The organism is Oerskovia sp. Root22, from assembly GCF_001429135.1.
Lineage (GTDB): Bacteria > Actinomycetota > Actinomycetes > Actinomycetales > Cellulomonadaceae > Oerskovia > Oerskovia enterophila.
Map to the genome: position 1 here is coordinate 631,915 of NZ_LMIL01000007.1, position 25,802 is coordinate 657,716.

A 25,802-nucleotide genomic window follows, 5' to 3' on the forward strand; every position below is an offset into this window, starting at 1 on the left:
CGTACCCCGCGGACGGCACGGAAGGCGGGGACGAGGCGGACGGCGCCCCCGAGGTCCGCGTCTACGCCGCGCCGGGGCGCGTCAACATCATCGGCGAGCACACCGACTACAACGCCGGGCTGTGCCTGCCCATCGCGCTCCCCCACCGCACGTACGTCGCGCTGCGCCCCCGGACCGACTCGGTCGTGCGCCTCGCCTCGGCCCAGGAGCCCGGTGCCGCGTGGACCGGGCGGCTCGAGGACGTCGCGCCCGGAGCCGTGACCGGCTGGGCCGCGTACGTGGCCGGGGTCGCCTGGGCGCTCGGGCAGCACCTCGAGGCGACCGGCGGTTCGGCCGGGACCATCCGGGGCTTCGACGCCGTGGTCGACTCGTGCGTGCCCTACGGCGCGGGCCTGTCGTCGTCGGCCGCGCTCGAGTGCTCGGTCGCGGTCGGGATCGACGACGTCGCCGGCCTGGGTCTCGCGGCCACCGACGCCGGGCGGGCGACGCTCGCAGCCGCCGCGATCCGCGCCGAGAACGAGGTCGCGGGCGCCCCGACGGGCGGCATGGACCAGTCGGCCTCGCTGCGCTGCGCCCCGGGCCACGCGCTGCTCCTCGACTGCCGGCCGGGGCTCGACCCGGTCGACGCCGTCGAGCAGATCCCGTTCGACCTCGCGGCCGAGGGGCTCGCGCTGCTCGTGATCGACACCCGGGCCGAGCACGCCCTGGTCGACGGCCAGTACGCGCAGCGACGGGCGACGTGCGAGGCGGCCGCCGCGACCCTGGGGCTCGCGAACCTGCGCGAGCTCGCGGACTCGGTCATCGCTGCCGGCGCTGCCGAGGGAGACGCGGCGACCCGCGAGGCCGCGGCCGCCGAGGCCCTCGCCGCGGCGCTCGACCGGCTGCCCGACGACGTCTCGCGCCGCCGGGTGCGTCACGTCGTGACCGAGATCGCCCGGACCCAGGACCTGGTGTCGCTGCTGCGCGCGGGGCGAGCCTCCGACGTCGGGCCGCTCATGGACGCGTCCCACGCGTCCCTGCGCGACGACTACGAGGTCTCCGCGACCGAGCTCGACGTCGCGGTCGAGGCTGCACGCGACGCCGGCGCGCTGGGAGCCCGCATGACGGGCGGCGGTTTCGGGGGGTCCGCGATCGCACTGGTCCCGGCCGAGCGTGCGTCCGCGGTCGCGGACGCCGTGGCCGGCGCCTTCGCCCGCGCGGGCCTCGGGGCGCCCGGGTTCCTCCTGGCCGTGCCGTCAGCCCCGGCCGGCGCCTGCTGACGCACCGCTGCCCACGAGGGTGCGCGGCGAGGGCTCCTCGCCGCGCGCCCCGTCCGGCTCGACGCCGCGGCCTGGGCCCCTCCGCCCGCCCGGGAACCACCAGTTCCAGCGTCCCAGCAGCGACATCGAGGCCGGGAGCAGCAGGCCGCGGACGATCGTGACGTCGAGCAGGACCGCGACGGCCATCCCCACACCGATCTCCTTCATCGCCACGAGGTCGCCCAACGCGAAGCCCGCGAACACGATCCCGATCGACACGGCTGCGACCGTGATGACAGGACCCGACGCCACGACGCCCGCGAGGACGGCCCGGTCGTTCGCGCGGCGGTCGTCCCCGGTCCGTCGACGCCACTCCTCCGAGATGCGGGCGAGGAGGAACACCTCGTAGTCCATCGACAGGCCGAACAGGAAGACGAACAGCAGCGCGGGACTCGTGGCGTCGATCGTGCCCGTGGGCTCGAAGCCCAGGAACCGCGCGCCCCAGCCCCACTGGAAGACCGCGACGAGCACCCCGAGCGACGCGGTCAGCGCGAGCAGGTTCAGGACCAGCGCCTTGAGCGGGACCACGACCGACCGGGTGAGCCAGCCCAGCAGGAGCATGGCGGGCAGCACGACCGCGGCGAACGCCCACGGGAGCCGGTCCCGCGACTGCTGGGTCGCGTCGACGAGCTCGGCCGCCGGGCCCGCGACCTGCACCGAGAACGGCACGTCGAGCCCTCGGACGTACCGGACCACGGACTGCGCCTCCTCGCCCGTGGCCGTGCCGTCGGGGGTCACCTCCGCGACCGTCACGTCGGGCGGGAAGTCCTCCAGGTGCTGGACGTCCTCGACGCCCGGCAGCCCGTAGACCGCGTCGAGCAGCGACCGGACCTGCGGGTCCTCGACGGAGGCCCCCAGGAGGAGAGTGACGGGCTGGACCCCCAGGACGTCGAAGTCCTGCTCGACCTTCTCCTGCGCGACCCGCTCCTGCGTGCCCGGCGGGAGCGACCGTGCGTCCGAGCTCCCCAGCGTGAGCGAGGCCAGCGGGGCGCTCAGGAGCAAGAGGACGGCCGCTGAGCCCAGGGTGACCGCGACCGGTCGGCGCTGGGCGAACGACGCCGACCGCGCGAGCAGCCCGGCTCCCGTCCCCGTCCGGCGGCGTGCCCAGGTCCGGGTCCGCGGGGCCGGGATCGACGCGTGCAGCACCGCGACCAGGGCCGGTACGAGCGTGATCCCCGCGACCGCCGTCAGACCGACCACGAGCAGGCCGCCCAGCGCCATGCTCGCGAGCAGCGGGTCGGCGAGCACGAGCAGCCCCGTGAGCGCCGACGCGACGGCCAGCCCCGACACGAGGACCGCCCGTCCCGCGGTCGATACCGTCCTCGCCATCAGCTCCTCGAGCGTGGCCCCAGGGGCCAGGTCCCGCTCCTCCCGGAACCGCACGACGACCAGGAGGCTGTAGTCGACGGCCAGGCCCAGGCCCAGGAGGGTCACCACGTTGACCGCGAACTCGCTCACGGGAACCATGCCGGCCAGGGCGCTCAGCGCCAGGAGCGAGGCCGCGATCGACGCGAGCGCGGCGGCGACGGGCAGCAGCCCTGCGCGCAGGCCGCCCAGCACGAGCACGAGGACCACGCACAGCACCACGAGAGCGACCGACTCGCCCACGACCGCGTCGGCCGTGGCGATGTCGGCGAACGTCCGCTCGGCCATGAGCTCGCCGCCCACGACGACCTCGGGCGCGTCGATCGTCTGCAGGACCGCCACCACGCGGTCTCCGACCGCGAGGGCCTGCTCGTCCGTGAGGTCGAGCTCGAGCTCGACCACGACGAGCGAGCTGAGCCCGTCGTCCGAGATCAGGCCGCCCGACGTGAACGCGTCCGTGACCTCCAGGACCCCAGGGATCTCACGGACCTCCTGCATGACGCGGTACCCGCTCTCGAGGAGAGACGGAGTGAAGAAGTCGACGCCGCCGACGACGGCCGTGAGCGTCTGCCCCTGCGGGTCGAGCTCGTCGAGCAGCGCCTGCGCCTGCGCGGCGGGCGCACCGGCGGGCAGGCTGTCGACCGCGGTCGTGCGGTCGAAGACCCCGCCGCCGATCACCGCCCCCAGGAGAGCGAGCGTGACCCACAGGGCCAGGACGAGAGCTCGGAGACGGACCGTGACCCGACCAAGGTGCGCGAGCATGGTCGACTACCTCTCGACGACAGACGGAGCGTCGTCGTCGACGCCCCGGCAGATGGTGACAGACGCCGCACGACGAGGGCAAACCTGCGGTGCGGCGGTCGTGCGGGGGTGATACCGGGTGGTGCGCGGTCTCGCTGCGCCGAGTGCACGATGCGGCGGCGTCCCGCCTGGCGAGTCGCCGCCGCATCATGCACCTGGCGCGGGGTCGCTTGCTGCCGACCCCACGGGGCGGCGGCCGGTCATGCCGGCCGCCGCCCGGTCACGCGTCAGCCGCAGCTCGACGCGTCGTAGGTCGTCTCGACCACGACCTCCTTGCCTCCGGAAGTCGCCGTCACGGTCGCGGTCCCGGCCTCGATCGAGGTCGAGCGCGTCGCGAACGTCTGCTGGGCCGACTTGCCCGGCAGGACGCCGGTCATGGTCTTCTTGCCGAACGGTGTGCTGAGCACGACGTCGACGGGCACCGTGTCGTCGTTGACGGCACGCACGTTGAGCGTGACCTTGCCGGCCACGCACTTGGGCTGGACGGTCACGGACACCGCGAGCTCGGGCTCGGGCTCGGCACCCAGGTCCTTGACGCGGATGTTCCGGTAGGAGACCGTCTCACCTGCGCCGTGGTTCTGGATGCCGATGAAGCCGCTCGACAGGTCGCGCGCCGGGTCGGTGCTCGTGAAGTCGTTGACGAGCACGTCGTTGAGGTAGATCCGGATGCGGTCTCCCTCGACGCGGATGTCGTACGCGTTCCACTGCCCCACGGGCTTGAGCGCCGCGGTCACGGCCGCTGCGTCAGCGCCCTGGAACGTGTAGATCGCTCCCGTGGTGCGGTCGGCCGCGTCGCTCGCGTCGATCTGGATCTCGTAGCCCTGGTTGACCGCGACCCACGGGTCGTTGCCCGGGTTCGGGAATCCGACGAACACGCCGCCGTTGTCGTCCTTGACGAGCTTCCAGTCGAGCTTGAGCGAGTACTCCTCGAGCTCCTGGGCCGTGTACCAGAGCAGACCCATGCCACCGTTGGTGCGGATCGAGCAGTCGTCCTGGCGGCCGAACGTCCCGGAGCCCGCGAGCTTCCAGTCGGCCAGGCTCGCGAGGGTGCCGTCGAAGATGCCGCGGTAACCGTCCTCGACGTCGGCCGGGGAGCAGATGTCGGGGTTCTGCCCGATCGACAGCACGTCCAGGTTCACGTTGCCCTGGTCGCCCTGGTCGTACTTGAGGGTGATCGTGTTGTGTCCCGCGGCGAGGTCGACGTCACGCGTGATCGTGTCCCACACCTTCCAGTCGCCGGTCGTGGGGAGGGTCCACGGACCGACCTTCTGACCGTTGACGTAGAGCGAGACGTCCTTGGCGCGCAGCTCGGTGTACGGGTGGATGCCGTTCGCGTAGCGCAGGTTGAGCGGGTAGGTGCCCGCCTCGGGAACCGTCACGGCGAACGTGCGGCCGGAGCCGACGTTCTGCATCCCGGCGGCGAAGCCGGAGCCGGAGTAGTTGCTGTGGTCCGAGCCGAGGCTCGAGCTGCCGAGCGGCTGCGCCTCCTCGGCCTCGTACCAGCCGCGGTCTGCCGGGGCGACGTAGCCCGGCAGCGAGTTGAGCGTGTACCAGGCCTCGGTGCTCAGGAGCTCGGTACCCTCGTCCGAGGCGAACGGACGCGGCGAACGCAGGTGCACGACGTGGCCGGGCTTGAGACCGTCGACCTTGAGCGTGACCGTCGTCCGGTCCTCGGACACCGTGGCGTCGGTGACGAACAGCGGCGACTCGTCGACCTTGGGTCCGCCGTACTGCTGCGTCGGCACGTAGCGCCACTGCTTGAGCGCGTAGGCGTCGGCCAGCTTCGCCACGACGGCGTCGGACACCGGATCGGTGTACTCGATCTCGAACCCGCCCTCGACGACGCGCATCTCCTTCATGTCGAACGAGTCCTCGTTGACCAAGGAGAGCTTCTGCAGGCCGAACCGCAGCTTGCCGGACTCGCCCCAGTTGCCGCCCTCGCCCGTGCCGCCGACGTACAGCGCGCCGTCGGGGCCCGTGATGACACGGTTGGCGCCGACCTCGAGGCCCGCGGTGTGGCGGAAGACCGCACCCTGGAACTCGCCGTCGACCTTCTCGAGGAACGCGCGCTGGAGTCCGCCGTAGGTGACGTCACCGAGGAGCATCTGCCCGGCGAACTCGCCGTCCTCGACGAGGATCGGGTTGCCCGGGGAGTTGGCGATCTCGTTCTGCGGGAGCCACAGCGCGGGCTGTGACACAGGGTTCGCGTCGAACTTCCCGGCAGGGGTCGTGAAGTGGTTGAAGAACTTGTCCTGCTCGATGTGGACGAGCTTGTTCGCAGGGAGCCACGCGCCCTGGTTGTCCGTCCCGAAGATCGCACCCTCGGGGCCGAAGCCGATCCCGTTCGGGGTGCGCAGGCCGCCCGCGACGTAGGTGACCTCACCCGTCGCACGGTCGATCTTGATCGACGTGCCACGGTTGGCTGCAGGCTGCGGGGTGGTCGTCGCGCCGCCGTTGTCGATCGCGACCGAGAGGTTGACGTAGAAGTAGTTCTCGTCGTGGATCAGGCCGAACGCGAACTCGTGGAAGTTGCCGCCGTCGGGCCATCCGGCGATCTTGGTGTGCGTGTCGTAGAAGCCGTCGCCGTCCGGGTCGGTGAGCTGCGTGAGCTGGTACCGCTCGGAGACGAAGATCGAGTCCTCGATGACCTCGATGCCCATGGGGTTGAGGAGCTGGTCGGCGACCTTCGTCACCATGACGTCCTCGGGGCCGGTCGCGTCGATCACGCCGTCGAGGAGGTACACCTCGCCCGACGTCGGGTTGGGCCGCCAGCCACCGGAGCTCACGTCACCCGTGGTCACCACGGCCAGCTTCTCGTCCGGGGTGAACGCGAGGCCCGAGACCTTGGGCTCGAAGCCCGCAGGACGCAGGTCGACGAGCTCGTAGTTCGGGTTGACCGTGTCGAGCCGCAGGCCGTCGCCCGAGGTGTCCGTCGCACCCTCGCAGTACTTGTTGCCGGGCGCGGTCACGCGCACGACGTTGGCCTCGGTGCTCAGCACCGACGTGGGGACGACCACGAACGACGTGGCTCCGGGGGTCTTCCACGCGAGCGTCAGGCGCTGCTTGTCCGTCCCCTCGTAGTACTCGACGCGCAGGTCGTGAGCGCCCGCGGTCAGGGTGATCGCGCCCTCGACCGAGGTCGAGTCGTTCGGGCCGTCGTTCTCGAGCACGAGCTGGTCGTCGACGTAGACCAGAGCGCCGTCGTCGTTCGTCACGCGGAACGAGTACTCGCCCTCAGCAGGCACCGTGAGCGTCGCGAGGGCGTGGGAGATGAAGCGGTCGGACGCACCGAACTGCTCCGGGGTGCTCCAGTCGATCGTCGGCATGAGCTTGTCGACGTTGGGCGTGGTTCCCGACTTGAGGGTGCACACCGAGCCGGGGTCCTGCGCGAGCTGGAAGGTCCGCAGCGTGACGCCGGGCTCCATCTCGGTCTCGGCAGCCTGAGCGGATGGAAGCGTCCCGACGAAGGCGAGGGGGACGAGCAGAGAGGCCCCGAGCAGGCCGGAGAGGCCTCTTCGATGGCGTGAGGGGATTCGCACTGGAGATCTTCCTCCTTGAAGACGGGTCAGCGATGACTTCTCGGACCCTAGGGAGGCTTTTGCTTGCTGTCAACCAAAAGTTGCAAGTTGTTAGACAGATCGAGGGTGAGATCGGCCCTGCGCGCCGAGTGCATGATTCCGCAGCGACACGCCCGGCGAGCCGCTGCAGGATCATGCACTCATCGCGGGTCGCGGCTCGTGTCGTGGTGGATCGCGACGAACACCGACCACGGCTCGCCGTCAGCCACCGGCTCGCGCTGCCGGAAGTCCTCGAGCACCTCGTTGAGGCGTCGCGAGAGCTCCTCCCGGCCTTCGGCATCGAGCCGCAGCCCGAGTCGCCCCATGTCGACGCTCGCCGGGTCGGCCACCGACAGCTCCTCGAGGAAGGCATCGAGCAGCACCTGCTGCCCGCCGGGTCCCAGGTCGGCGGTCCACGACCTGCCCGTCGCGAGGTACGGCACCTCTCTCGCCCCGCGCGCTCCGGTGCGCGCAGGCTGCGCGGCCAGGAACCCCCGCGCCACGAGCGTCCGGACGTGATGGAGCGTCGTCGCCGGATTCTTGCCGAGGATCTGGGCGATCTCCTTGTTGGTCCGCGGCTCGTCGAGGCAGATGCGCAGGATCCGCAGCCGCAGGGTCGACGCGAGCGCGCGCGCATCGGCGTCCCGCTCGGCGGCCGAGTCGCCTGCCGTCGGCAGGTCGACGATCGGCACATGGGCACCGCGGCCCGTGGTCGCGGCGACGGGTCCGGTCGCGGGTTCCTGCTCTGCAGAGGGGGTCGTACGGTCCGGGATCACCTCTACAGGCTAACTGATTGACATTTCTCAATCACTTGCCGCACGCTGTTCCGCATGACGTCCGACGAACCGCAGGTACGCACCGCTGCGTCTCCGCGCAGCCTGATCCACCACCGCGACTTCCGCTACCTGTGGGGCGGAGACGCGCTGGGGCAGCTCGGCGCGCAGCTCACCGGCTTCGTCCTCCCGATCTTCGCCGTGTCCCACCTGCACGCGACCGAGTGGCAGATGGGTGCCCTCAACGCGGCGGAGACCGCGGCGTTCCTGCTCCTCAGCCTGCCGGCCGGGGCGTGGGTCGACCGCATGCGCAAGCGCCGCGTGCTCGTCGCGGCCGACCTCGCCCGCGCGACGATCCTCTCGGTCGTGGTCGTCGCGGCCCTCACGGGGAACGCGAGCATGGCGCTGCTCATCGGTGCCGCCGTGATCATCAGCACCTTCAGCCTCTTCTTCGACGTCGCGCACCAGAGCTACGTGCCCGGCCTCGTCGGGCTCGACCACGTCGTCGAGGGCAACTCCAAGCTCCAGGCGACCCAGTCCGTCGCGATGATCGCCGGCCCCGCGATCGGCGGCGTCGCGCTGCGCGTGCTGTCCGCTCCCCTCGTGATGGTCGCGACCGTCGGCACCTACCTCGCGAGCGCGTTCGCGATGGCGCGGATCAGCCACCGTGAGGACCTGCCCAGCCCGGAGAACCGGCGTCCGCTGCGCACCGAGATCGCCGAGGGGCTGCGCTTCGTCGCGAGCGAACCGTTGCTCCGACGGATCCTCGCCTGCACGTCGCTCAGCAACCTGGGCGGGGCGATCGGCAACGCGGTCGTGGTCATCTTCGCCCTGCGAACGCTCGACGTCGGGACCGCGACCTACGGCGTCGTGCTCTCGGCGAGCGCCGCCGGCGGGCTCCTCGGCGCGGTCCTGGCCGACCGCGCGTCCCGCTGGGTCGGACCCGCCCGGATCATCCCCGTCTCGGCGGTGTTCACCGGCCTGTCCTACGCCATCACGCCCGCCGCGGCCGTCGTGGCGGTCACGGGCGCCGGGTCCACGCTGGTCCCAGTCGTGCTCGTGGTCGGAGGCTTCGTGTTCAACCTGGCGGTCGTCGTCTACAACGTCGCGCAGGTGAGCTTCCGTCAGCGGCTGTGCCCGCCCGCGCTGCTGGGCCGCATGAACGCCTCGGCCCGTTTCATCGTGTGGGGCCCCATCCCGATCGGCGGGCTGCTCGGCGGGTGGATCGGGACCGTGTGGGGCGTGGCTCCAGCGCTCTGGATCGGGGCCGTCGTCATGACGCTGGGCGCGCTGCCGGTCCTCCTGTCGCCGCTGTCACGCATGACCGAGCTGCCGGTCCCGGCCCACGACTGACCCCGGACGGGACGGGTCAGAGGTCGTACGTCGCGACCAGCGCGGCGTGGTCGCTCCAGCGGCTCTCGTAGTCGTCGGCGCGGTCGACCTCGACCTTGACCGCGTGCTCGGCCAGGGCCGGGGACGCGAGCTGGTAGTCGATGCGCCAGCCCGAGTCGTTGACGAAGGCTTGACCGCGCCAGGACCACCAGGTGAACGGGCCGGGCCCCTCGCCACCGTGACGCCGCCCGAGGTCCACGAACCCCAGGTCGTCGAACCAGGTGTCGAGGTAGGCCCGCTCCTCGGGCAGGAAGCCCGCGGACTTCTGGTTGCCCTTCCAGTTCTTGATGTCGACGTTCTTGTGCGCGATGTTCAGGTCACCTGCCACGACGACGAGGCCCCCCGCGGCCGAGAGCTCCCGCAGGCGCTCGGTGACCTTCTCCAGGTAGGCGTACTTCTCGTCCATCTTGGGCGTGCCGGCCGTGCCGGAGTGGATGTAGGTCGAGACGACCGTGAGCTTCTCGCCGGAGGGCAGCTCGAGGTCCGCCTCGACCCAGCGGCCCGTGTCCACGGGCGGCTCCGGCTCGCCCTTGCCCAGACCGATCCGCACGGCCGTCACGGGCAGTCGCGACGCCACCGCGACACCTGCCCGACCCTTGATGTCACACGCCTGGTGGGCAATGTGCCAGCCTTCGCCCAGGAGCTCGTTCAGGATCTCGTCAGGCGCGCGGACCTCCTGGAGGAGCATGACGTCCGGGGTCCGCGAGGCGACCCAGGCGTCCATCCCTCGACGGTAGGCGGCGCGGATCCCGTTCACATTGGCAGTAGCGATCGTCAGCACCCGGCCATCAAACCCCACGCCACCCACACGGGCGAAAACGGGGGCGCGAGACGCTCGTCACGACACCTGCGCCACGAAGTCAGAACCACACCGGGCTATCCACCGGCCCAGTTCTGACAACTCATCCGCGGCACCCGCCGCGCGCAGCCCGCGACCCCGGCGACGCCAAGTTGTCAGAAGCACACCGGGCCATCCACCGGCCCAGTTCTGACAACTAGTCCGTGCCCGTGACCCGTGGACCATCACCCCGTCGCTCGCCCCGCCAACCCCGCGACGCGCAACGCCAAGTTGTCAGAACCACACCGGGCTATCCACCGGCCCAGNACAACTAGTCCGTGCCCGTGACCCGTGGACCATCACCCCGTCGCTCGCCCCGCCAACCCCGCGACGCGCAACGCCAAGTTGTCAGAACCACACCGGGCCATCCACCGGCCCAGTTCTGACAACTAGTCCGTGCCCGTGACCCGTGGACCATCACCCCGTCGCTCGCCCCGCCAACCCCGCGACGCGCAACGCCAAGTTGTCAGAACCACACCGGGCTATCCACCGGCCCAGTTCTGACAACTAGTCCGCGGCCCGTGACCCGTGGACCATCACCCCGTCGCTCGCCCCGCCAACCCCGCGACGCGCAACGCCAAGTTGTCAGAACCACACCGGGCTATCCACCGGCCCAGTTCTGACAACTCATCCGTGGCGGACACCGCCAGCCCCGCCAGCCCCGCCAACATCAGCGCACCATCACCATCACCCTCGCGCTGACGGACCAGCGGGAAGCACCGCCTCACGGAAGCGCCCCGCGAGCACGACCGTCGCGAGCGCCAGCAGGGCCAGCACCCCGAACCCCAGCCGCAGCGCGTCGGTCGTCGCGAAGACCCCCGTCATCGCTCCACCGAGCACGGCGCCGACGTAGGTGAAGATGTTGAGCCGGGCCACGGCCCGGTCGGTCGCCTCCTCGACGGTCGGAGCAGCTCCGACCACGTCAGCGGCGGCACCGTCGGCCGCAGCACCGTCGGCCGCAGCACCATCGGTCACCGCGCCGCGCCCTCCTTCCCCGAGGTCGTCACCCGACCCCGCCCGAGCAGCATCAGCCACCCGAGCCCCCTCGTCCGCCCGCGCACCCGGCGGCACCTCCGCGTCCGGCCCGTCGACCCGCACCCCGGTCCGCACCCCGACCCGCGCCGCCGCGACCGACTCCGCGGCCCGGTCGCCCGCGGCCGAGAACGCCATGGGAGCCACGACCCCGAGCCCCAGCCCGGTCGCCGCGAACCCGAGGACCGCGAGCGGCCACACCGGCGAGACCGCGACGAGCCCGAGCCCCACGACCCCCACCGAACCGCCGAGAGCCACGACGCGCACGCGCCCCCAGCGCTCGACCGCGCGGTCCCCCAGGAGCCGCGAGCAGATCAGCGTCGCCTGGTAGGCGCCGAACCCCAGCGGCCCGACGACGGCGCTCGCCCCGAGCACGTCCTGCAGAAAGGTCGCGCCCCAGCTCGAGACCGCGGAGTCCGCGACCGGGAAGGCCAGCATCGCGAGGCCGAGCACGATCACGGTCCCCGCCCCGACCATGCCCGTCGCGCCGCGAGCGCTCTGCACGGCGGGAACCACCGCGCCGCCAGGCCCGTCGCCCTCGTCGACCACCCCGGGACCGCCGCCCGTCCCGCTGACGGGACCGGCGCCGTCGGGCAGCGCGCGCACTCCGCTCCCGGCCGGACCCGGAGCCCCCGCGACCGCGACCGCCGCGGTCCGCGAGAGCAGCCCGGCCCGCAGCACGAGCACCGTGACCGCCACGACAGCCGCGACCAGCGCCAAGGACACGGGCAGCGCGATCCCCAGCCCCGCCGCCCCCGACACCGAGAGCGACCCGACGACCCCGCCCGCGGCGTTGGCCGCGAAGAACGACGCGATGAGGCTGCGCCCGTAGGCGCGCTGCACGTCGATGCCCTGCATCGACGTCGAGGCGTCGACCGACCCGAGCGCCACGCCGTACACCGCGAACGCGAGGAAGAACGTCGCGAGCAGCCCGGCCCCCGCGCTCAGCCCGACCGCGAGGATCCCGGCGGCTGCCACCAGGAGCCCACCGGTCACGACGCGCGCCGACCCGAACCGGGCGGCGAACCACCCGGACAGCGCGCTGCCCGTCCCCGCGCACACGCAGACCCCGAGGATCACGAGCGTGATGACGTCTGGGCCGATGCCGAGGTAGCGCTCGTACGTGGGGACGTTGGTCAGCATCACGGCGAAGCCGAAGCCCTGCGCCGCGTAGGCGGCCGTGGCGCTCCAGCGCGCGCGGCGCACGGGACGGGGGACGACGAGGGGGGCGGGGACGACGGCAACGGTGCCGTCGTCTCCCCCTGCCCGGGACGCGGGGGTCATGGCGGAACACTAGTCCTGCTCGGGCGCACAGCACGACAGGGCGTCAGAAAAGACAGGACGGGCGCGACCCGCAGGTCGCGCCCGTCCTGACGTGCCCGAGGAACCGCAGGCTCAGGCGGTGATCCCCGCAGCACGCTCGGCCGAGTCGACGACGTTGGCGAGGAGCATCGCGCGCGTCATGGGCCCGACGCCGCCGGGGTTCGGGGAGATCCAGCCCGCGACCTCGGCCACGGCCGGGTCGGCGTCACCGACGACGCGGCTCTTGCCGGTCTCCTCGTCGACCTCGCGCGAGACGCCCACGTCGATCACGACGGCGCCCGGCTTGACCATGTCGCGCGTGATGATGCCCTTGACGCCCGCGGCGGCCACGACGACGTCGGCCCGCCGGACGAGCGAGGCCAGGTCCTGGGTGCCCGTGTGCGTGAGGGTCACGGTCGCGTTGACCGCACGGCGCGTGAGGAGCAGGCCGATCGAGCGGCCCACGGTCACGCCGCGGCCCACGACCACGACCTCCTTGCCCACGAGCGAGATCCCGTGGCGCTCGATGAGCTCGATGATGCCGCGCGGCGTGCAGGGCAGCGGCGAGGTGACCTCCTCGTTGACGCGCAGCACGAGGCGGCCGAGGTTGGTCGGGTGCAGCCCGTCGGCGTCCTTGTCGGGGTCGATGAGCTCGAGCACGCGGTTGGTGTCGATGCCCTTCGGCAGCGGGAGCTGCACGATGTAGCCCGTGCACGCGGGGTCGTCGTTGAGGCGGCGGACCGCGGCCTCGATCTCCTCCTGCGTGGCCTCGGCGGGCAGGTCCTCACGGATCGACGACAGCCCGATCTCGGCGCAGTCGCGGTGCTTGCCCGCGACGTACCACTGCGAACCGGGGTCGTCGCCGACCAGGAGCGTGCCGAGTCCCGGCACGACGCCCCGCTCGGCGAGGCCGACGAGGCGGGTCTTGAGCTCGGACTTGATGGCGGCGGCCGTGGCCTTGCCGTCCAGGATCTGCGCGGTCATGGGGCTCCTCAGGGTCTGGCGGGGACGAACAGGCCGCTGGGTGCGGGGTACTTGACGCGGATCGGGCGGATCAGCGACAAGTGCTCCGCACCCAGCGGCTCACGGGTGACTACTGCGACAGACCCGGGTACAGCGGGAAGTCCGCCGTCAGCTTTCGCACGCGAGCGCTCAGGCCCTCGACGTCGGCGCCCGCACCGGCCTTGAGCGTGGCCGCGATGATCTCGGCGACCTCGGTGAACTCCTCGTCGCCGAAGCCACGCGTCGCGAGCGCGGGCGTACCGATGCGCAGGCCCGACGTGACGCGCGGGGGACGCGGGTCGAACGGCACGGCGTTGCGGTTCACGGTGATGCCCACGGCGTGCAGGAGGTCCTCTGCCTGCTGGCCGTCGAGCTCCGAGTGGCGCAGGTCCACGAGCACCAGGTGGACGTCGGTGCCGCCCGTCAGGACGGACACGCCCTTCTCGGCGACGTCGGGCTGGGCCAGGCGGTCCGCGATGATGCTCGCGCCGCGCAGCGTGCGCTCCTGACGGTCCTTGAACGCGTCGGAGCCGGCGATCTTGAAGGACACGGCCTTCGCGGCGACGACGTGCATGAGCGGGCCGCCCTGCTGGCCCGGGAACACGGCGGAGTCGATCTTCTTGGCGAACTCCTCCTTGGACAGGATGAAGCCCGAGCGGGGGCCGCCGATGGTCTTGTGGACCGTCGAGGACACGACGTCGGCGTAGGGCACCGGGGACGGGTGCAGACCCGCGGCGACGAGCCCGGCGAAGTGCGCCATGTCGACCCAGAGCTTGGCGCCGACCTCGTCCGCGATCTCGCGGAACGCCGCGAAGTCGATGTGGCGCGGGTACGCGGACCAGCCGGCGATGATCACGTCGGGGCGGGTCTCGAGGGCCGTCTTGCGGACCTCGTCCATCTCGATGCGGTACGACTGCGGGTCCACGCCGTACGCGGAGACGTCGTACAGCTTGCCCGAGAAGTTGATCTTCATGCCGTGCGTGAGGTGGCCGCCGTGCGCCAGCTCGAGGCCGAGGATCTTGTCGCCCTTGTTGATGAGGGCGTGCAGCACGGCCGCGTTGGCGGTCGCGCCCGAGTGGGGCTGGACGTTGGCGTGCTCGGCGCCGAACAGCGACTTGGCGCGCGCGATCGCGAGGTTCTCGGCGACGTCGACCTGCTCGCAGCCCCCGTAGTAGCGGCGGCCCGGGTAGCCCTCGGCGTACTTGTTCGTCAGGACGGAGCCCTGCGCCTGCAGGACGGCGCGCGGCACGAAGTTCTCCGACGCGATCATCTCGAGGGTGTCGCGCTGACGTGCGAGCTCCCCGTCGAGGACCGCGGCGATCTCCGGGTCGACCTCGAGCAGGGACTGGTTCAGGACGTTGTCCGGCTGGGCGCTCATGCGTCTCCTTGGGTTCTGTCTGCGGATGACGGTCTCGTGGGGAGGCGTGCTCTATCCGGGCACGTCCCCACAGGGGGCGACCCGGGGCCCAGGCGAACGACCCGTCGTCTACACAGCATGCCGCTCCCCGGTGGTGATCCACCATCCCCGTCCGTCCCGCGGCCTCCCCGGAGGGCGGCGTGCGGGGCGCGGGTGCGCCAGTCGCGACGTGCACGATCCTAGCCCACGTCGGTGGGCGGCGGCAGGTGGTCCGCATCACGCCGGGTCCCGGTCTCGTCGCGGCCGGCTCAGGCCCGACGGCGGAGCGCCCGTCAGGTGGTCGTGCCACCCTGAGCCTCGCCCCCGGCGGGCAGGTCCGACGCCCACGCGCCCGTGGCGCGCTCCGCCGTCGGGCGTCCGGGCACGGCACAGCGGGGTGCGCGCGGCTCTCGCCGCACGCACCCCGCTGTGCCGGTCACGTCAGGACGGGTGTGCGCCCGTCCTGACGTCCCCCCACCGCGACTCCCCCACGACGGATCAGGAGAGTGCGGCGCGCCTCTTGCTCAGCAGGTCGAACGCGACCGCGAGGAGCAGGACCAGGCCCTTGATCGCCTGCTGCCAGGCGGCGTCGACCGCCATGATCGACAGCCCCATGTTGAGCACGCCCATGATGAGCGCACCGATCATGGCCCCGGACACGCGCCCCACGCCGCCCGCGACCGCGGTGCCGCCGATGAAGCACGCGGCGATCGCGTCGAGCTCGTAGTTCATGCCCGCAGCGGCCACGCCGGCCCCGGCGCGCGAGGTCGTGATGACGGCCGCGACCGCGGCCAGGACACCCATGTTGACGAAGATGCCGAAGTCGACCCGGCGCGAGTTGACGCCCGACAGGACCGCGGCGTGCCGGTTCCCGCCGATCGCGTAGACGTGCCGACCGAACACGCTGCGGTTGAGCACGAACGAGTACGCGATGATGAGGATGCCCACGATGAGCAGGACGATCGGCGTGCCGCCCGAGCTGAGCGAGAGCCAGTACGTCACGACACCGATGAGCACCGCGGCCAGGACGATCTTGACGACGAACGCGGGCAGCGGCTCGACCGCGAGCTCGTGGCGACGCAGCGAGGTCCGCGAGCGCCACTGGGCGATCGCGAAGGCCACGATCCCGATCGCGCCGATCACGAGGGTCACGACGTCGAGGTTCCCGACGAACCCGAACCAGTTGGGCACCGAGCCGTTGCTGATCGCGATGAACCCGCTCGGCAGGCCCGCGACCGTGGTGCCGACCAGGACGATCGCCAGGCCACGGAAGATGAGCATGCCCGCGAGCGTCACGATGAACGCGGGGATGCCGACGTACGCGACCCAGAAGCCCTGCCACATCCCGACGAGCGCCCCGACCCCGAGGGACAGGACCACGGCGAGGAGCCACGGCAGGTCCCACTGGCTCATCATGATGGCGCACAGGCCGCCCACGAACGCGACGACCGAGCCGACCGACAGGTCGATGTGCCCCGCGACGATCACCATGACCATGCCGATCGCGAGGATCATCACGTAGGCGTTCTGCTGGATGAGGCTCGCGACGTTGTTCGGGTAGAGCAGTCGTCCGTCCGTGAGGACCTGGAACAGCAGGACGATCACGAGCAGTGCCGCGACGATGCCGTACTGGCGGACGTTGCGGCCGAGGTATTCCCTGACGGCGTTCATCGGACGGTGACTCCCTTGTCCATGGTCATGTAGTGCATCAGTGCTTCTTGGGTGGCGTCGGCGCGCGCGACCTCGCCGGTGATCCGGCCCTGGCTCATCGCGTAGACACGGTCGCACAGGCCGATGAGCTCGGGGAGCTCGGAGGAGATGACGACGACGGCCTTGCCGGCGTCGGCGAGCGCGTTGATGATCGCGTAGATCTCGTACTTGGCGCCCACGTCGATGCCGCGGGTCGGCTCGTCGAGGATCAGGACGTCGGGGTCGGAGTAGACCCACTTCGACAGGACGACCTTCTGCTGGTTGCCGCCTGAGAGCTTCCCGACGACGGCCTCGACCGTCGGGGCCTTGATCCGGAAGTCGGTGCGGTAGCGCTCGGCGACCTGGGTCTCGGCCTGCGAGTCGACGACGCCCCAGCGCGAGACCTTGCCCAGCGCCGAGGCCGAGATGTTCTCGCGGATGGTCTGGATGAGGTTGAGCCCGTACCGCTTGCGGTCCTCGGTCGCGTAGGCCAGCCCGTGGGCGATGGCCTCCTTGACGCTGCGCGTGCGGACGAGGGTCCCGTTCTTGTAGACGCTGCCGGAGATCCTGGAGCCGTACGAGTGGCCGAACACGCTCATCGCGAGCTCGGTGCGCCCTGCGCCCATGAGGCCGGCCATGCCGACGATCTCGCCCGCCCGCACGTGCAGGTTCGCGTGGTCGACGACGACGCGGTCGGTGTCGATCGGGTGGTGGACCGTCCAGTCCTCGATGCGCAGGACCTCCTCGCCGATGGTCGGCTCGTGGTCCGGGAAACGGCTGTCGAGCGAGCGTCCGACCATGCCGCGGATGATGCGGTCCTCGGTCACGGGCTCGGCGCCGTGCAGGTCGAGCGTCTCGATCGTCGCGCCGTCGCGGATGATCGTCACGCGGTCGGCGATCGCGGCGATCTCGTTGAGCTTGTGGGAGATGATGATGCAGGTGATCCCGTGGCTGCGGAACTCGTCGATCAGCTTGAGCAGGTGGGCGCTGTCCTCGTCGTTGAGCGCCGCGGTGGGCTCGTCGAGGATGAGCAGGTCCACGCGCTTGGACAGCGCCTTGGCGATCTCGACGAGCTGCTGCTTGCCGACCCCGATGTCCATGGCCTTGGTCGCGGGGTTCTCCCAGAGCCCCACGCGCTCGAGCAGCGCTGCGGCCTCGCTCGTGGTGCGGTGCCAGTCGACGATCCCCGCGGAGGCCTTCTCGTTGCCGAGGAAGATGTTCTCCGCGATCGACAGGTGCGGCACGAGCGCCAGCTCCTGGTGGATGATCACGATCCCGCGGGCCTCGCTGTCCCGGATGGTCCGGAACTCGCACGTCTCGCCGTCCATGACGATCGTGCCCTCGTAGGTGCCGTGCGGGTAGACGCCCGACAGCACCTTCATCAGGGTCGACTTGCCGGCCCCGTTCTCCCCGCAGATCGCGTGGACCTCGCCCCGACGCACGTCCAGCGTGACGTCCTGCAAGGCCTTGACGCCGGGGAACTCCTTGGTGATCCCCCGCATCTCGAGGATGTTGCTCTCGCTGGCCATGGGTCAGCTCCTCACTCGTCCGTTCCTGTCGACGGTGCGCGCGGCCGTCGGCCGACCGCGCCACCTCGTCGCTCGTCCTGCTCACCTCGGGCGCGCCGTGCCCGGCCCCGGACGTGGGTCCCGGGGCCGGGCACGGCGCGGACCGGTCAGAGGCCGAGCTTCTCGGCCGTGTAGAAGCCGGAGTCGACGAGCGACGACTGGACGTTGTCCGGCGTGACGACCTGCGGGTCGAGCAGGTACGACGGCACGACCTTCACGCCGTTGTCGTAGGTCGTGGTGTCGTTGACCTCGACCTCCTCGCCGTCGATGATCTGCTGGACCATGGTGGCGACCTGGTCACCGAGCGTGCGGGTGTCCTTCCAGACCGTCATGGCCTGCTTGCCCGCGAGCATGTTCTTGACGTTGGCCTCGTCGGCGTCCTGACCCGTGACGAGCGGCCAGGCGTCGCCCGGGGTGTAGCCGCCACCCTCGAGCGCCTGCTCGATGCCGAGCGCGAGCGAGTCGTTGGGCGACAGGACGACGTCGACCTTCTTGTCGGTGTAGAACGAGTTGAGACGGTTCTCCATCTCGGACTGGGCCTTGGCGGACTCCCAGCCCTGGATGCCGATCGTGGTCCAGTCGTCGACCGTGGCGGGCGCCTTCCCCGAGGGGACGACGAGCTGGCCCTTCTCGACGTAGGGGCTCAGGACGTCCCAGGCTCCCTTGAAGAAGAAGCGGGCGTTGTTGTCGTCGGGCGACCCGGCGAAGGGCTCGAGGTTGAACGGGCCTGCGCCGCCGGCCAGACCGAGCTGCTCGGCGATGAACTCGCCCTGGAGCGTGCCGACCTTCTCGTTGTCGAACGTCGCGTAGTAGTCGACGTGCTCGGAGTCGTTGATCAGACGGTCGTAGGCGATGACCGGGATCTCCTCCTTGGCCGCGGCGTCGAGGACGGGTCCCAGGGCCGTGCCGTCGATCGAGGCGATGACGAGGACGTCCGCACCCTGGTTGATCATGTTCTGCAGCTGCGTGATCTGCTGGTCGACCTTGTTGTCCGCGTACTGGAGCGTGGTCTCGTAGCCTGCGCCGCCGAGGAGCTCCTCGAGGTGGGCGCCGTCGTTGTTCCACCGCTCGAGGCTGCGGGTGGGCATCGCGATACCGATCAGGGGCGTGTCGGTCCCCGTCTCGCCACCACCGGACTCTTCTCCCGCACGCTCCGAGCTGCAGGCCGTGAGAGCACCGAACAGCAGCGTCATCCCGGCAGCTGCGGCGACCGCCTTGCGCATAGACGTCATCGTCATTCCCTTTCGTCTTCGAACCAGGGGGCGGGCCTCAGCTGTGAGACCCGGGATGCCTCCGAGCCGCGGAGGGAATCCGCGTGGCCTCGGTCGGCACTGCAGTGAAACTAGCCACCCTTGAGTTCGAGCGTCAAGCGCAGTAATCAGTTCGTGACCTAATTGTGTTCGAGACTCGAACTCACGATGGAAGCGGTACCACCCCCGGGCGCCCGCAGAATCCCCGTCCTGCCTCACTTCTGCGGCCCTCGGGAGCGTGTACGCTCCTTCCTGTGAACAACGACCGGTCCACGCCCGGCTCGCAGACCTCACTCCGAGAAGCGAACCGAACACGCATCGTGGATGCGGTGAAGCGCTACGGCGGGCTCACCCAGGTCGAGCTCGCCGAAGCGACGGGACTCTCGACGGCGACGGTCTCGACCATCGTCAAGGAGCTGACCCAGGCAGGGGTCGTCGACACCCGACCCACCTCGCGCTCCGGGCGTCGCGCCCTCAAGGTGACCCTCGCGCGCCAGCTCGGTCTCGTGGCCGGCATCCAGTTCGGCCACCGCCACCTCAAGGTCGCGCTCGGAGACTTCGGCCGCACGATCGTGGCCGAGCAGCAGATGCCCCTGCCCGTCGACCACCGCGTCGACACGGGCCTGGACCGCGCCGCGCTCCTCGTCATGGACCTCCTCGAACGCGTCGGTGCCTCGACCGACGAGCTCCTCACGGTCGGCATGGCCCTGCCCGCCCCGGTCGACATCTCGACCGGGATGATCTCGGTGCGCGGCATCATGCGCGGCTGGGACGACCTGCACGTCGGCCAGGTCATGTCCAAGCGGCTCGCCCGCCCCGTCGTGGTGGACAACGACGCGAACCTCGCCGCGCTCGCCGAGGCCGAGCTCGGCGCGGCCCGGGCCGTCCGCGACTCGGTGTTCGTCCGGGTCTCGTACGGGACCGGGGCGGGGGTCGTGATCAACGGGAACGTCCACCGCGGCTACGCGGGCACGGCCGGCGAGATCGGGCACGTCCAGGTCGACCCCGCGGGTCCCATCTGCCGCTGCGGCAACCGCGGGTGCCTCGAGACGATCGTCGGCTCCGACGCGCTCCTCGCCCTGCTGCGCTCGAGCCACGGCGACCTCACGCTGCGTGACGTCATCTCCCGGGCGCTGGCCGGCGACCCGGGCTGCAGCCGCGTCGTGGCCGACGCTGGCGACCGCATCGGCATCGCGGTCGCCACGCTCGCGAGCGCCATGAACCCGCAGGTCATCGTCGTGGGGGGCGAGCTCGCCGAGACCGGCGAGATCCTCGCGGGCCCCCTGCGCGACGCCGTCCGCCGGCACCTCGTCCCCAACACGATCGCGCCCGTCGAGGTCGTGCTGAGCGAGCTCGGCCCTCAGGCCGAGGTCATGGGTGCGCTCGCGCTTGCGCTCCAGTCGACCGACGTCGCGAGCGACGTCCGCCTGGCTCCCGGCGCCCCGGGCCCGGTCGGGCTGTCGACGCCTCCGGACCCCGGTGGCACGAGCCGGTCGGGGGCGACCGGATGAGTCCCACCACCCGACCGACGACGACCCGCGCGCCGCGCGGGACCGCACGACCGCCGCACCACGACGACGTGGTCGGCCCCCCGACGCCCTCGGGCGCCCGAGCACGAACAGGTGACACGACGTGAGCAGCACCTCCGCCCTCCCCGCACTGTCGTTGCACGGCATCGACAAGTCCTTCGGCGCGGTCCGCGCGCTCGAAGGCATCGACCTCGAGGTGCGACGAGGCGAGGTCGTCGCGCTCGTGGGCGACAACGCCGCGGGCAAGTCGACGCTCGCCAAGGTCATCGCGGGCGTGCTGACGCCGGACGCGGGCATCATCGAGTCTGACGGCGTCCCGGTCACCATCCCGTCCCCGGCCGCGGCGCACGCGCTGGGCATCGCGACCGTCTTCCAGGACCTCGCGCTGTGCGACAACCTCGACGTGGTCTCGAACCTGTACCTCGGGCGAGAGCTCCACAAGGGTCCGCGGCTCGACGAGGCCGCGATGGAGGAGAACGCGCGGCGCATCCTGCGCGACCTCACGTCCCGCATCCCCTCGGTGCGCACGCTCGTCTCCGACCTGTCGGGCGGGCAGCGCCAGAGCGTCGCGATCGCCCGCACGCTCCTCGGGGACCCGCGCATCGTGGTGCTCGACGAACCCACGGCCTCGCTGTCGGTGTCGCAGACGGCCGAGGTCCTGACCCACATCGAGCGCCTGCGCGACCTGGGCCACGCCGTGATCCTCATCAGCCACAACATGACCGACGTGCGCGCGGTCGCGGACCGGATCGAGGTGCTGCGCCACGGGCGCAACAACGGCAGCTTCTCGGGACCGGGCACGAGCTACGAGGAGATCATCGCCGCGATCACGGGCGCCATGACGACCCCGCGCCGCAGCGCCCGCCTGGCCTGAGAGCACGGCGCCGCGCAGCGCCCGGCGACCAGTGCGGCCGGGCCTCTGAGCGCTGCCCCGCCAGGCCCTTCCTCCCTGCCGGCCCCCTCGTTGCCGCCCGCCCCCCCCCGACCCACCGGACTGCTCGCCGCGACGCGCGTGGCGCCGTCGGGCCGTGCTGGCGGCGCAGGGCGCGCAGGACGCGCAGGGCGCGCGAGGCGCGCGGACGCCCCGCGACCGCGTGCGCTGCACGTGACGCCCCCGTGAACGGGACGTCAGCCACCGTGACGGGGCGTTACCACCGGGTTGCCGACCTGTGGAGATGTGGGCGCATAACGAACATCCGCCACGAAAGGCGCACCGAGGTGCTTCCGTCTCGGCCACCGTTGCCCCTACGTTCGGAGCACGACACCGCAGGAGGCCCGGACGCACCGGACCACCCGTCGTCGTGACAGGCACGCAGGGGTGTCTCTGCCCGTCCCGACGTCATCGCCGCCGCCGCTCTCGAGCCGCCGTGCGCGTCCTGCGTCGCACGACGACCCGACCTGGTCTCGTCGTCCGGCGGAGGTACGCATGGGAAGCAGCAGGCTCGCAGCGGTACGGCTCCTGGCCGTGGTCGCGGTGGCGTTCGGGCTCGTCTACATCGGGTGGCGGTGGTCGGGGACCGTGGCCTGGGACGCGTGGTGGATCGCGGTCCCCCTGGTCCTGGCCGAGACGTACAGCCTCGGCGAGACCGTCCTCTATGCCCTGACCATGTGGAACGCGAGGCGTCGCGCGCCGGCTCCCCCGGCTCCCGAGGGCCTGAGCGTCGACGTGTTCGTCACGACCTACAACGAGCCCGTGGACCTGGTGCTGCGCACCGCGATCGCTGCCCGGGACATGACGTACCCGCACACGACGTGGATCCTCGACGACGGCAACCGGTCCGAGCTCGAGGTCGCGGCCTCGCGCGTGGGGATCGGATACATCACCCGCGGCCCCGAGTGGGAGGGGCGTCCCCGCTTCGCCAAGGCGGGCAACGTCAACAACGCGCTGTTCCGCACGAGCGGCGACCTCGTCGCGATCCTCGACGCCGACCAGGTCCCCGAGCCGCGGTTCCTCGACCGCGTCCTGGGGTACTTCGACGACGAGGAGGTCGCGTTCGTCCAGACGCCCCAGCACTTCTGGAACGTCCCCCCGAGCGACCCCCTGGGCACCCAGGCCGAGCTCTTCTACGGCCCCATCCAGCAGGGCAAGGACGGGTGGGGGGCCGCGTTCTTCTGCGGGTCGAACGCGGTCCTGCGGCGCGAGGCGCTCATGGCGCTCGGGCTGACCCGGTTCAGCCGGGACGCGCGCGGCAGCATGCGGGCAGCGCTGCGGGCCGGCCGGTCTCGCCTCCAGGACCTCCTGAGCCAGCTCGCGGTCCGCGAGCCCACGGCCATGCCCGTGGCCGAGCAGGCGCTGGCCGCGGTCCGCCGGGCCGAGGGGCAGTTCCGCCGGGGCGACGTCCTGACCGAGATCACCTCGGAGCTGCGCTCGGCCTTCACCGCCGCGCTCGCGCCAACCCCCGGGGTCCCCGCCCTCCCCGAGGACGTCACGGGAGAGCTGCTGGGCGAGCTCGACGGCGTCCTCGAGCTGGTCGACGTCGCCCGCACCGACCAGGCCCTGACCATCAACCCGCTCGACACGACGACCATCACCGAGGACATGGCCACGGCCATGCACCTGCACGCGATGGGCTGGACGAGCGTCTACCACCACGAGGTGCTGGTCCGCGGCCTCGCACCCGAGGACGTGGGCACCGCGCTCTCGCAGCGCCTGCGCTGGGCGACCGGGTCGATGCAGGTCTTCTTCCGCGACAACCCGCTCATGGTCCGCGGGCTCACGCTCGCCCAGCGGCTCATGTACCTGGGCACCATGACGAGCTACCTGAGCGGCTTCGCCGCCCTGGTCTACCTCTCGGCGCCGGTGCTGTTCCTGACGGCCGGGATCTTCCCGCTGCACGCCGACCCCACGTTGTTCTTCCTCCACTTCATCCCGTTCTTCGTGGCCTGCCAGCTCCTCTTCCAGCTCTCCGGCAGGGGAAGCCGCGGGCTGTGGCGCGGGCAGCAGATGTCGTTCGCGCTGTTCCCCACCTGGATCGCGGCGACGCTCTCCGGCGCGTCGGCGGTGTTCCTCGGGCGGCACGTCGCGTTCTCGGTCACGTCCAAGACCAAGCAGGCGACGGGCACGGGCTACCGGCACGTGCTCCCCCAGGTCGTGGCCGCGGTCGTCCTGATCGTGGCCTCTGCGGTCGGGGTCGCCCGCATGCTCGTCGGCGAGGCCTCGGCCCCGGCGACCTACCTGACCCTGGGCTGGGTCGCGGTCGACCTCGCCCTCCTGTCCGCCGCGCTGCGCGCAGCGCGGTACACCGGGCCCGGCGACTCCGTCGTGGACCCCACTCCCCCGTCCGTCGCGCTCCTCGCGGCCCAGGCCGTGAGCGACGGGCTCGACAGCAACGACAGCAACGGCGCTGAGCTCTCCTCCCTCCTCGACCCGACGGATCTCCCGCTCGACCTCACCGTCCGCCACGTACCCAGGAGCTCGCCATGGCCACCATCGTCAGCGCACCCGACCTCACCCTGACCCACCCCGTCACGAGCATCGACCTCCCGTCCGGTGGTCGGCTCGACGCCGCCGCCGTCCTGTCCCTGCGCGGCCCTGTCGCCACGGCTGTCGCCGACGGCCCGGTGCTCGTCCTCCTCGACGTCTCGGGGGTCGACGGCGTCTCGCCGTCCGGGATCGCCGGCCTGCTGGACCTGTTGCGCGTGGTCCGCTCGCGCGGCGGGGACCTGCGGATCTTCGGCGCCTCGACCGCCGTCCAGCACGCCTTCACGGCCCTGGGCCTCGATGCCGTGGCGCGCGTCTACGGCGGTCACGACGAGGCTCGAGGTCTCCTCACCTCCCGGGCCTCCTGATGACGTTCTACCTCCCGGGCGCCGGCGGTCGCAGGCGTCGGCCCGGCCTCGTGACGCCCGTCATGATCATGTTCCTGGGCGTGGGCGCGGTCGGCGCGGGGTTCGCGGTCGCGGGTCCGGCCGAGGACACGGCGCCTCCCGTCCCCGAGACGTGCACGGCCGACGCCGCCCAGGTCGTCCCGGCCGACGGCACCCTGCTCGGGGTCAATCTCGACTGGGCGTCCGAGACGCTCGAGGAGCACCGGACGTACCTGGGTCACGCCCCGGCCGTCGCGGTCCAGTTCTCCGACGTCCCCTACGACCGCGCGACCTGGGAGCACACGGTCAGCGCGGTCACCCAGATGAAGGCCAACGGCGGCGTGCTGCTGCTGACCCTCGAGCCGCACGCTGGGCTCGCCGCCATGAGCGACGAGGTGATCGCGACGCTCGCCCACGACCTGCGCGAGGTCAACCAGCAGGGGGTCGCGGTCGTGCTGCGGTTCGCGCACGAGATGAACGGCTCGTGGTACGCGTGGGGTCAGCAGCCCGCGGCGTACGTCGAGACGTTCCGGCGGGTCGCCGCGGCGGTCCACGACCAGGCACCGGGTACGGCCATGATGTGGGCCCCCAACTACGGGGGCGGCTATCCCTTCACGGGCGGGCAGTTCGCCGCGCTCCCCGGGTCGGCCGACTACGCGGCGCTCGACACCGACGGCGACGGCACGGTCACCATGGCCGACGACAGCTACCTCCCGTACTTCCCGGGGGACGACGCCGTGGACTGGGTCGGGGTCTCGCTCTACCACTGGGGCAACCAGCGCCCGTGGGGTAACAACGAGGTCCCCGAGGACGGCAAGTTCCTCGCGATGCTGACGGGCACGTACGTCGGCACGGCCGGGGACGACGCCGCCGTCCCGGACTTCTACACCGTGTACGGCGTCGAGCACGGTCACCCGGTCGCGGTGCCCGAGACCGCGGCGATCTACACGCCCTCGCGCGGCGGTGCGGCCGAGCTCGACATCAAGCGCGCCTGGTGGCGCCAGGTCTTCTCGCCCGAGACCCACGAGCGGTTCCCGCAGCTCAAGATGGTCAACTGGTTCGAGTGGGACAAGTACGAGATCGAGATCGACGACGACGTCGACTGGCGCGCGGCGGGTGCCACCGACGTGCGCGACGCGTTCGTCGCCGACCTCCCGTCGTGGCTGCGCTACGCCGAGGACGTCTCGACCTGCGAGGAGTGAC

At 71.5% G+C, this 25,802-nt stretch carries 16 protein-coding genes and 1 pseudogene; 7 read left to right on the top strand and 10 right to left on the bottom strand.

Annotation, left to right across the window (positions count from 1 at the left end):
- Positions 1-56 precede the first annotated feature (56 nt).
- Positions 57-1,259 (top strand): annotated as a pseudogene (gene galK, locus ASE15_RS21160) (galactokinase); the annotation flags it as partial.
- Here galK and ASE15_RS07760 read toward each other — a convergent pair.
- From ASE15_RS07760 to ASE15_RS07770, 3 genes are all read right to left on the bottom strand, one after another.
- A complete protein-coding gene (locus ASE15_RS07760; protein WP_056762513.1) occupies positions 1,236-3,425 on the bottom strand; it encodes an MMPL family transporter in 2,190 nt (729 codons plus the stop codon). The pseudogene galK and the gene ASE15_RS07760 overlap by 24 nt on opposite strands.
- A gap of 266 nt (positions 3,426-3,691) precedes the next feature.
- Positions 3,692-7,003 (bottom strand): family 16 glycoside hydrolase, encoded by a 3,312-nt coding sequence (locus tag ASE15_RS07765; RefSeq protein WP_082618281.1) that lies wholly within the window; start codon positions 7,001-7,003, stop codon positions 3,692-3,694.
- 179 nt (positions 7,004-7,182) lie between these two features.
- Positions 7,183-7,797 carry a transcriptional regulator gene (locus ASE15_RS07770; protein ID WP_235534251.1) on the bottom strand — a complete coding sequence of 205 codons (615 nt, stop codon included), beginning with the start codon at positions 7,795-7,797 and terminating at the stop codon, positions 7,183-7,185.
- A gap of 54 nt (positions 7,798-7,851) precedes the next feature.
- Here ASE15_RS07770 and ASE15_RS07775 point away from each other — a divergent pair, with 54 nt between their 5' ends.
- Positions 7,852-9,147 carry an MFS transporter gene (locus ASE15_RS07775; RefSeq protein ID WP_056647671.1) on the top strand — a complete coding sequence of 432 codons (1,296 nt, stop codon included), beginning with the start codon at positions 7,852-7,854 and terminating at the stop codon, positions 9,145-9,147.
- A 16-nt stretch (positions 9,148-9,163) separates the two neighbouring features.
- On the opposite strand, the gene ASE15_RS07780 is transcribed toward ASE15_RS07775, so the two are convergent.
- The 7 genes from ASE15_RS07780 to chvE form a co-directional block, all read right to left on the bottom strand.
- Positions 9,164-9,967 carry an exodeoxyribonuclease III gene (locus ASE15_RS07780; protein ID WP_056647669.1) on the bottom strand — a complete coding sequence of 268 codons (804 nt, stop codon included), beginning with the start codon at positions 9,965-9,967 and terminating at the stop codon, positions 9,164-9,166.
- A gap of 744 nt (positions 9,968-10,711) precedes the next feature.
- On the bottom strand, positions 10,712-12,340 hold the full coding sequence (locus ASE15_RS07785; RefSeq protein ID WP_056647665.1) for an MFS transporter: 1,629 nt from the start codon (positions 12,338-12,340) through the stop codon (positions 10,712-10,714).
- 111 nt (positions 12,341-12,451) lie between these two features.
- Positions 12,452-13,342, bottom strand: a complete 891-nt coding sequence (locus ASE15_RS07790; RefSeq protein WP_056647662.1) for a bifunctional methylenetetrahydrofolate dehydrogenase/methenyltetrahydrofolate cyclohydrolase — start codon at positions 13,340-13,342, stop codon at positions 12,452-12,454.
- A gap of 109 nt (positions 13,343-13,451) precedes the next feature.
- The gene (gene glyA, locus ASE15_RS07795; RefSeq protein ID WP_056647660.1) at positions 13,452-14,738 is read right to left on the bottom strand and encodes a serine hydroxymethyltransferase; all 1,287 of its coding nucleotides are present in this window, start codon (positions 14,736-14,738) and stop codon (positions 13,452-13,454) included.
- A gap of 516 nt (positions 14,739-15,254) precedes the next feature.
- On the bottom strand, positions 15,255-16,427 hold the full coding sequence (gene mmsB, locus ASE15_RS07800; protein ID WP_056647658.1) for a multiple monosaccharide ABC transporter permease: 1,173 nt from the start codon (positions 16,425-16,427) through the stop codon (positions 15,255-15,257).
- Positions 16,424-17,974, bottom strand: coding sequence for a multiple monosaccharide ABC transporter ATP-binding protein (mmsA, locus tag ASE15_RS07805; RefSeq protein ID WP_056647655.1), 1,551 nt, complete (start codon positions 17,972-17,974; stop codon positions 16,424-16,426). The genes mmsB and mmsA overlap by 4 nt, the downstream gene beginning before the upstream one ends.
- 146 nt (positions 17,975-18,120) lie before the next feature.
- Positions 18,121-19,245 (bottom strand): multiple monosaccharide ABC transporter substrate-binding protein, encoded by a 1,125-nt coding sequence (gene chvE, locus ASE15_RS07810; protein ID WP_082608647.1) that lies wholly within the window; start codon positions 19,243-19,245, stop codon positions 18,121-18,123.
- A 272-nt stretch (positions 19,246-19,517) separates the two neighbouring features.
- Here chvE and ASE15_RS07815 point away from each other — a divergent pair, with 272 nt between their 5' ends.
- From ASE15_RS07815 to ASE15_RS07835, 5 genes are all read left to right on the top strand, one after another.
- Positions 19,518-20,774, top strand: a complete 1,257-nt coding sequence (locus ASE15_RS07815; RefSeq protein WP_082608618.1) for an ROK family transcriptional regulator — start codon at positions 19,518-19,520, stop codon at positions 20,772-20,774.
- A gap of 121 nt (positions 20,775-20,895) precedes the next feature.
- Entirely contained in the window at positions 20,896-21,666 is a 771-nt protein-coding gene (locus ASE15_RS07820) for an ATP-binding cassette domain-containing protein (protein ID WP_056647650.1), read from the top strand.
- A 552-nt stretch (positions 21,667-22,218) separates the two neighbouring features.
- The gene (locus ASE15_RS07825) at positions 22,219-24,249 is read left to right on the top strand and encodes a glycosyltransferase family 2 protein (RefSeq protein ID WP_082618282.1); all 2,031 of its coding nucleotides are present in this window, start codon (positions 22,219-22,221) and stop codon (positions 24,247-24,249) included.
- Positions 24,213-24,581, top strand: a complete 369-nt coding sequence (locus ASE15_RS07830) for an STAS domain-containing protein (protein ID WP_056762516.1) — start codon at positions 24,213-24,215, stop codon at positions 24,579-24,581. Before ASE15_RS07825 ends, ASE15_RS07830 begins: the two co-directional genes overlap by 37 nt.
- Positions 24,581-25,801 (top strand): glycoside hydrolase family 26 protein, encoded by a 1,221-nt coding sequence (locus tag ASE15_RS07835; RefSeq protein ID WP_056762519.1) that lies wholly within the window; start codon positions 24,581-24,583, stop codon positions 25,799-25,801. The genes ASE15_RS07830 and ASE15_RS07835 overlap by 1 nt, the downstream gene beginning before the upstream one ends.
- The last annotated feature ends 1 nt before the right edge of the window (position 25,802 follow it).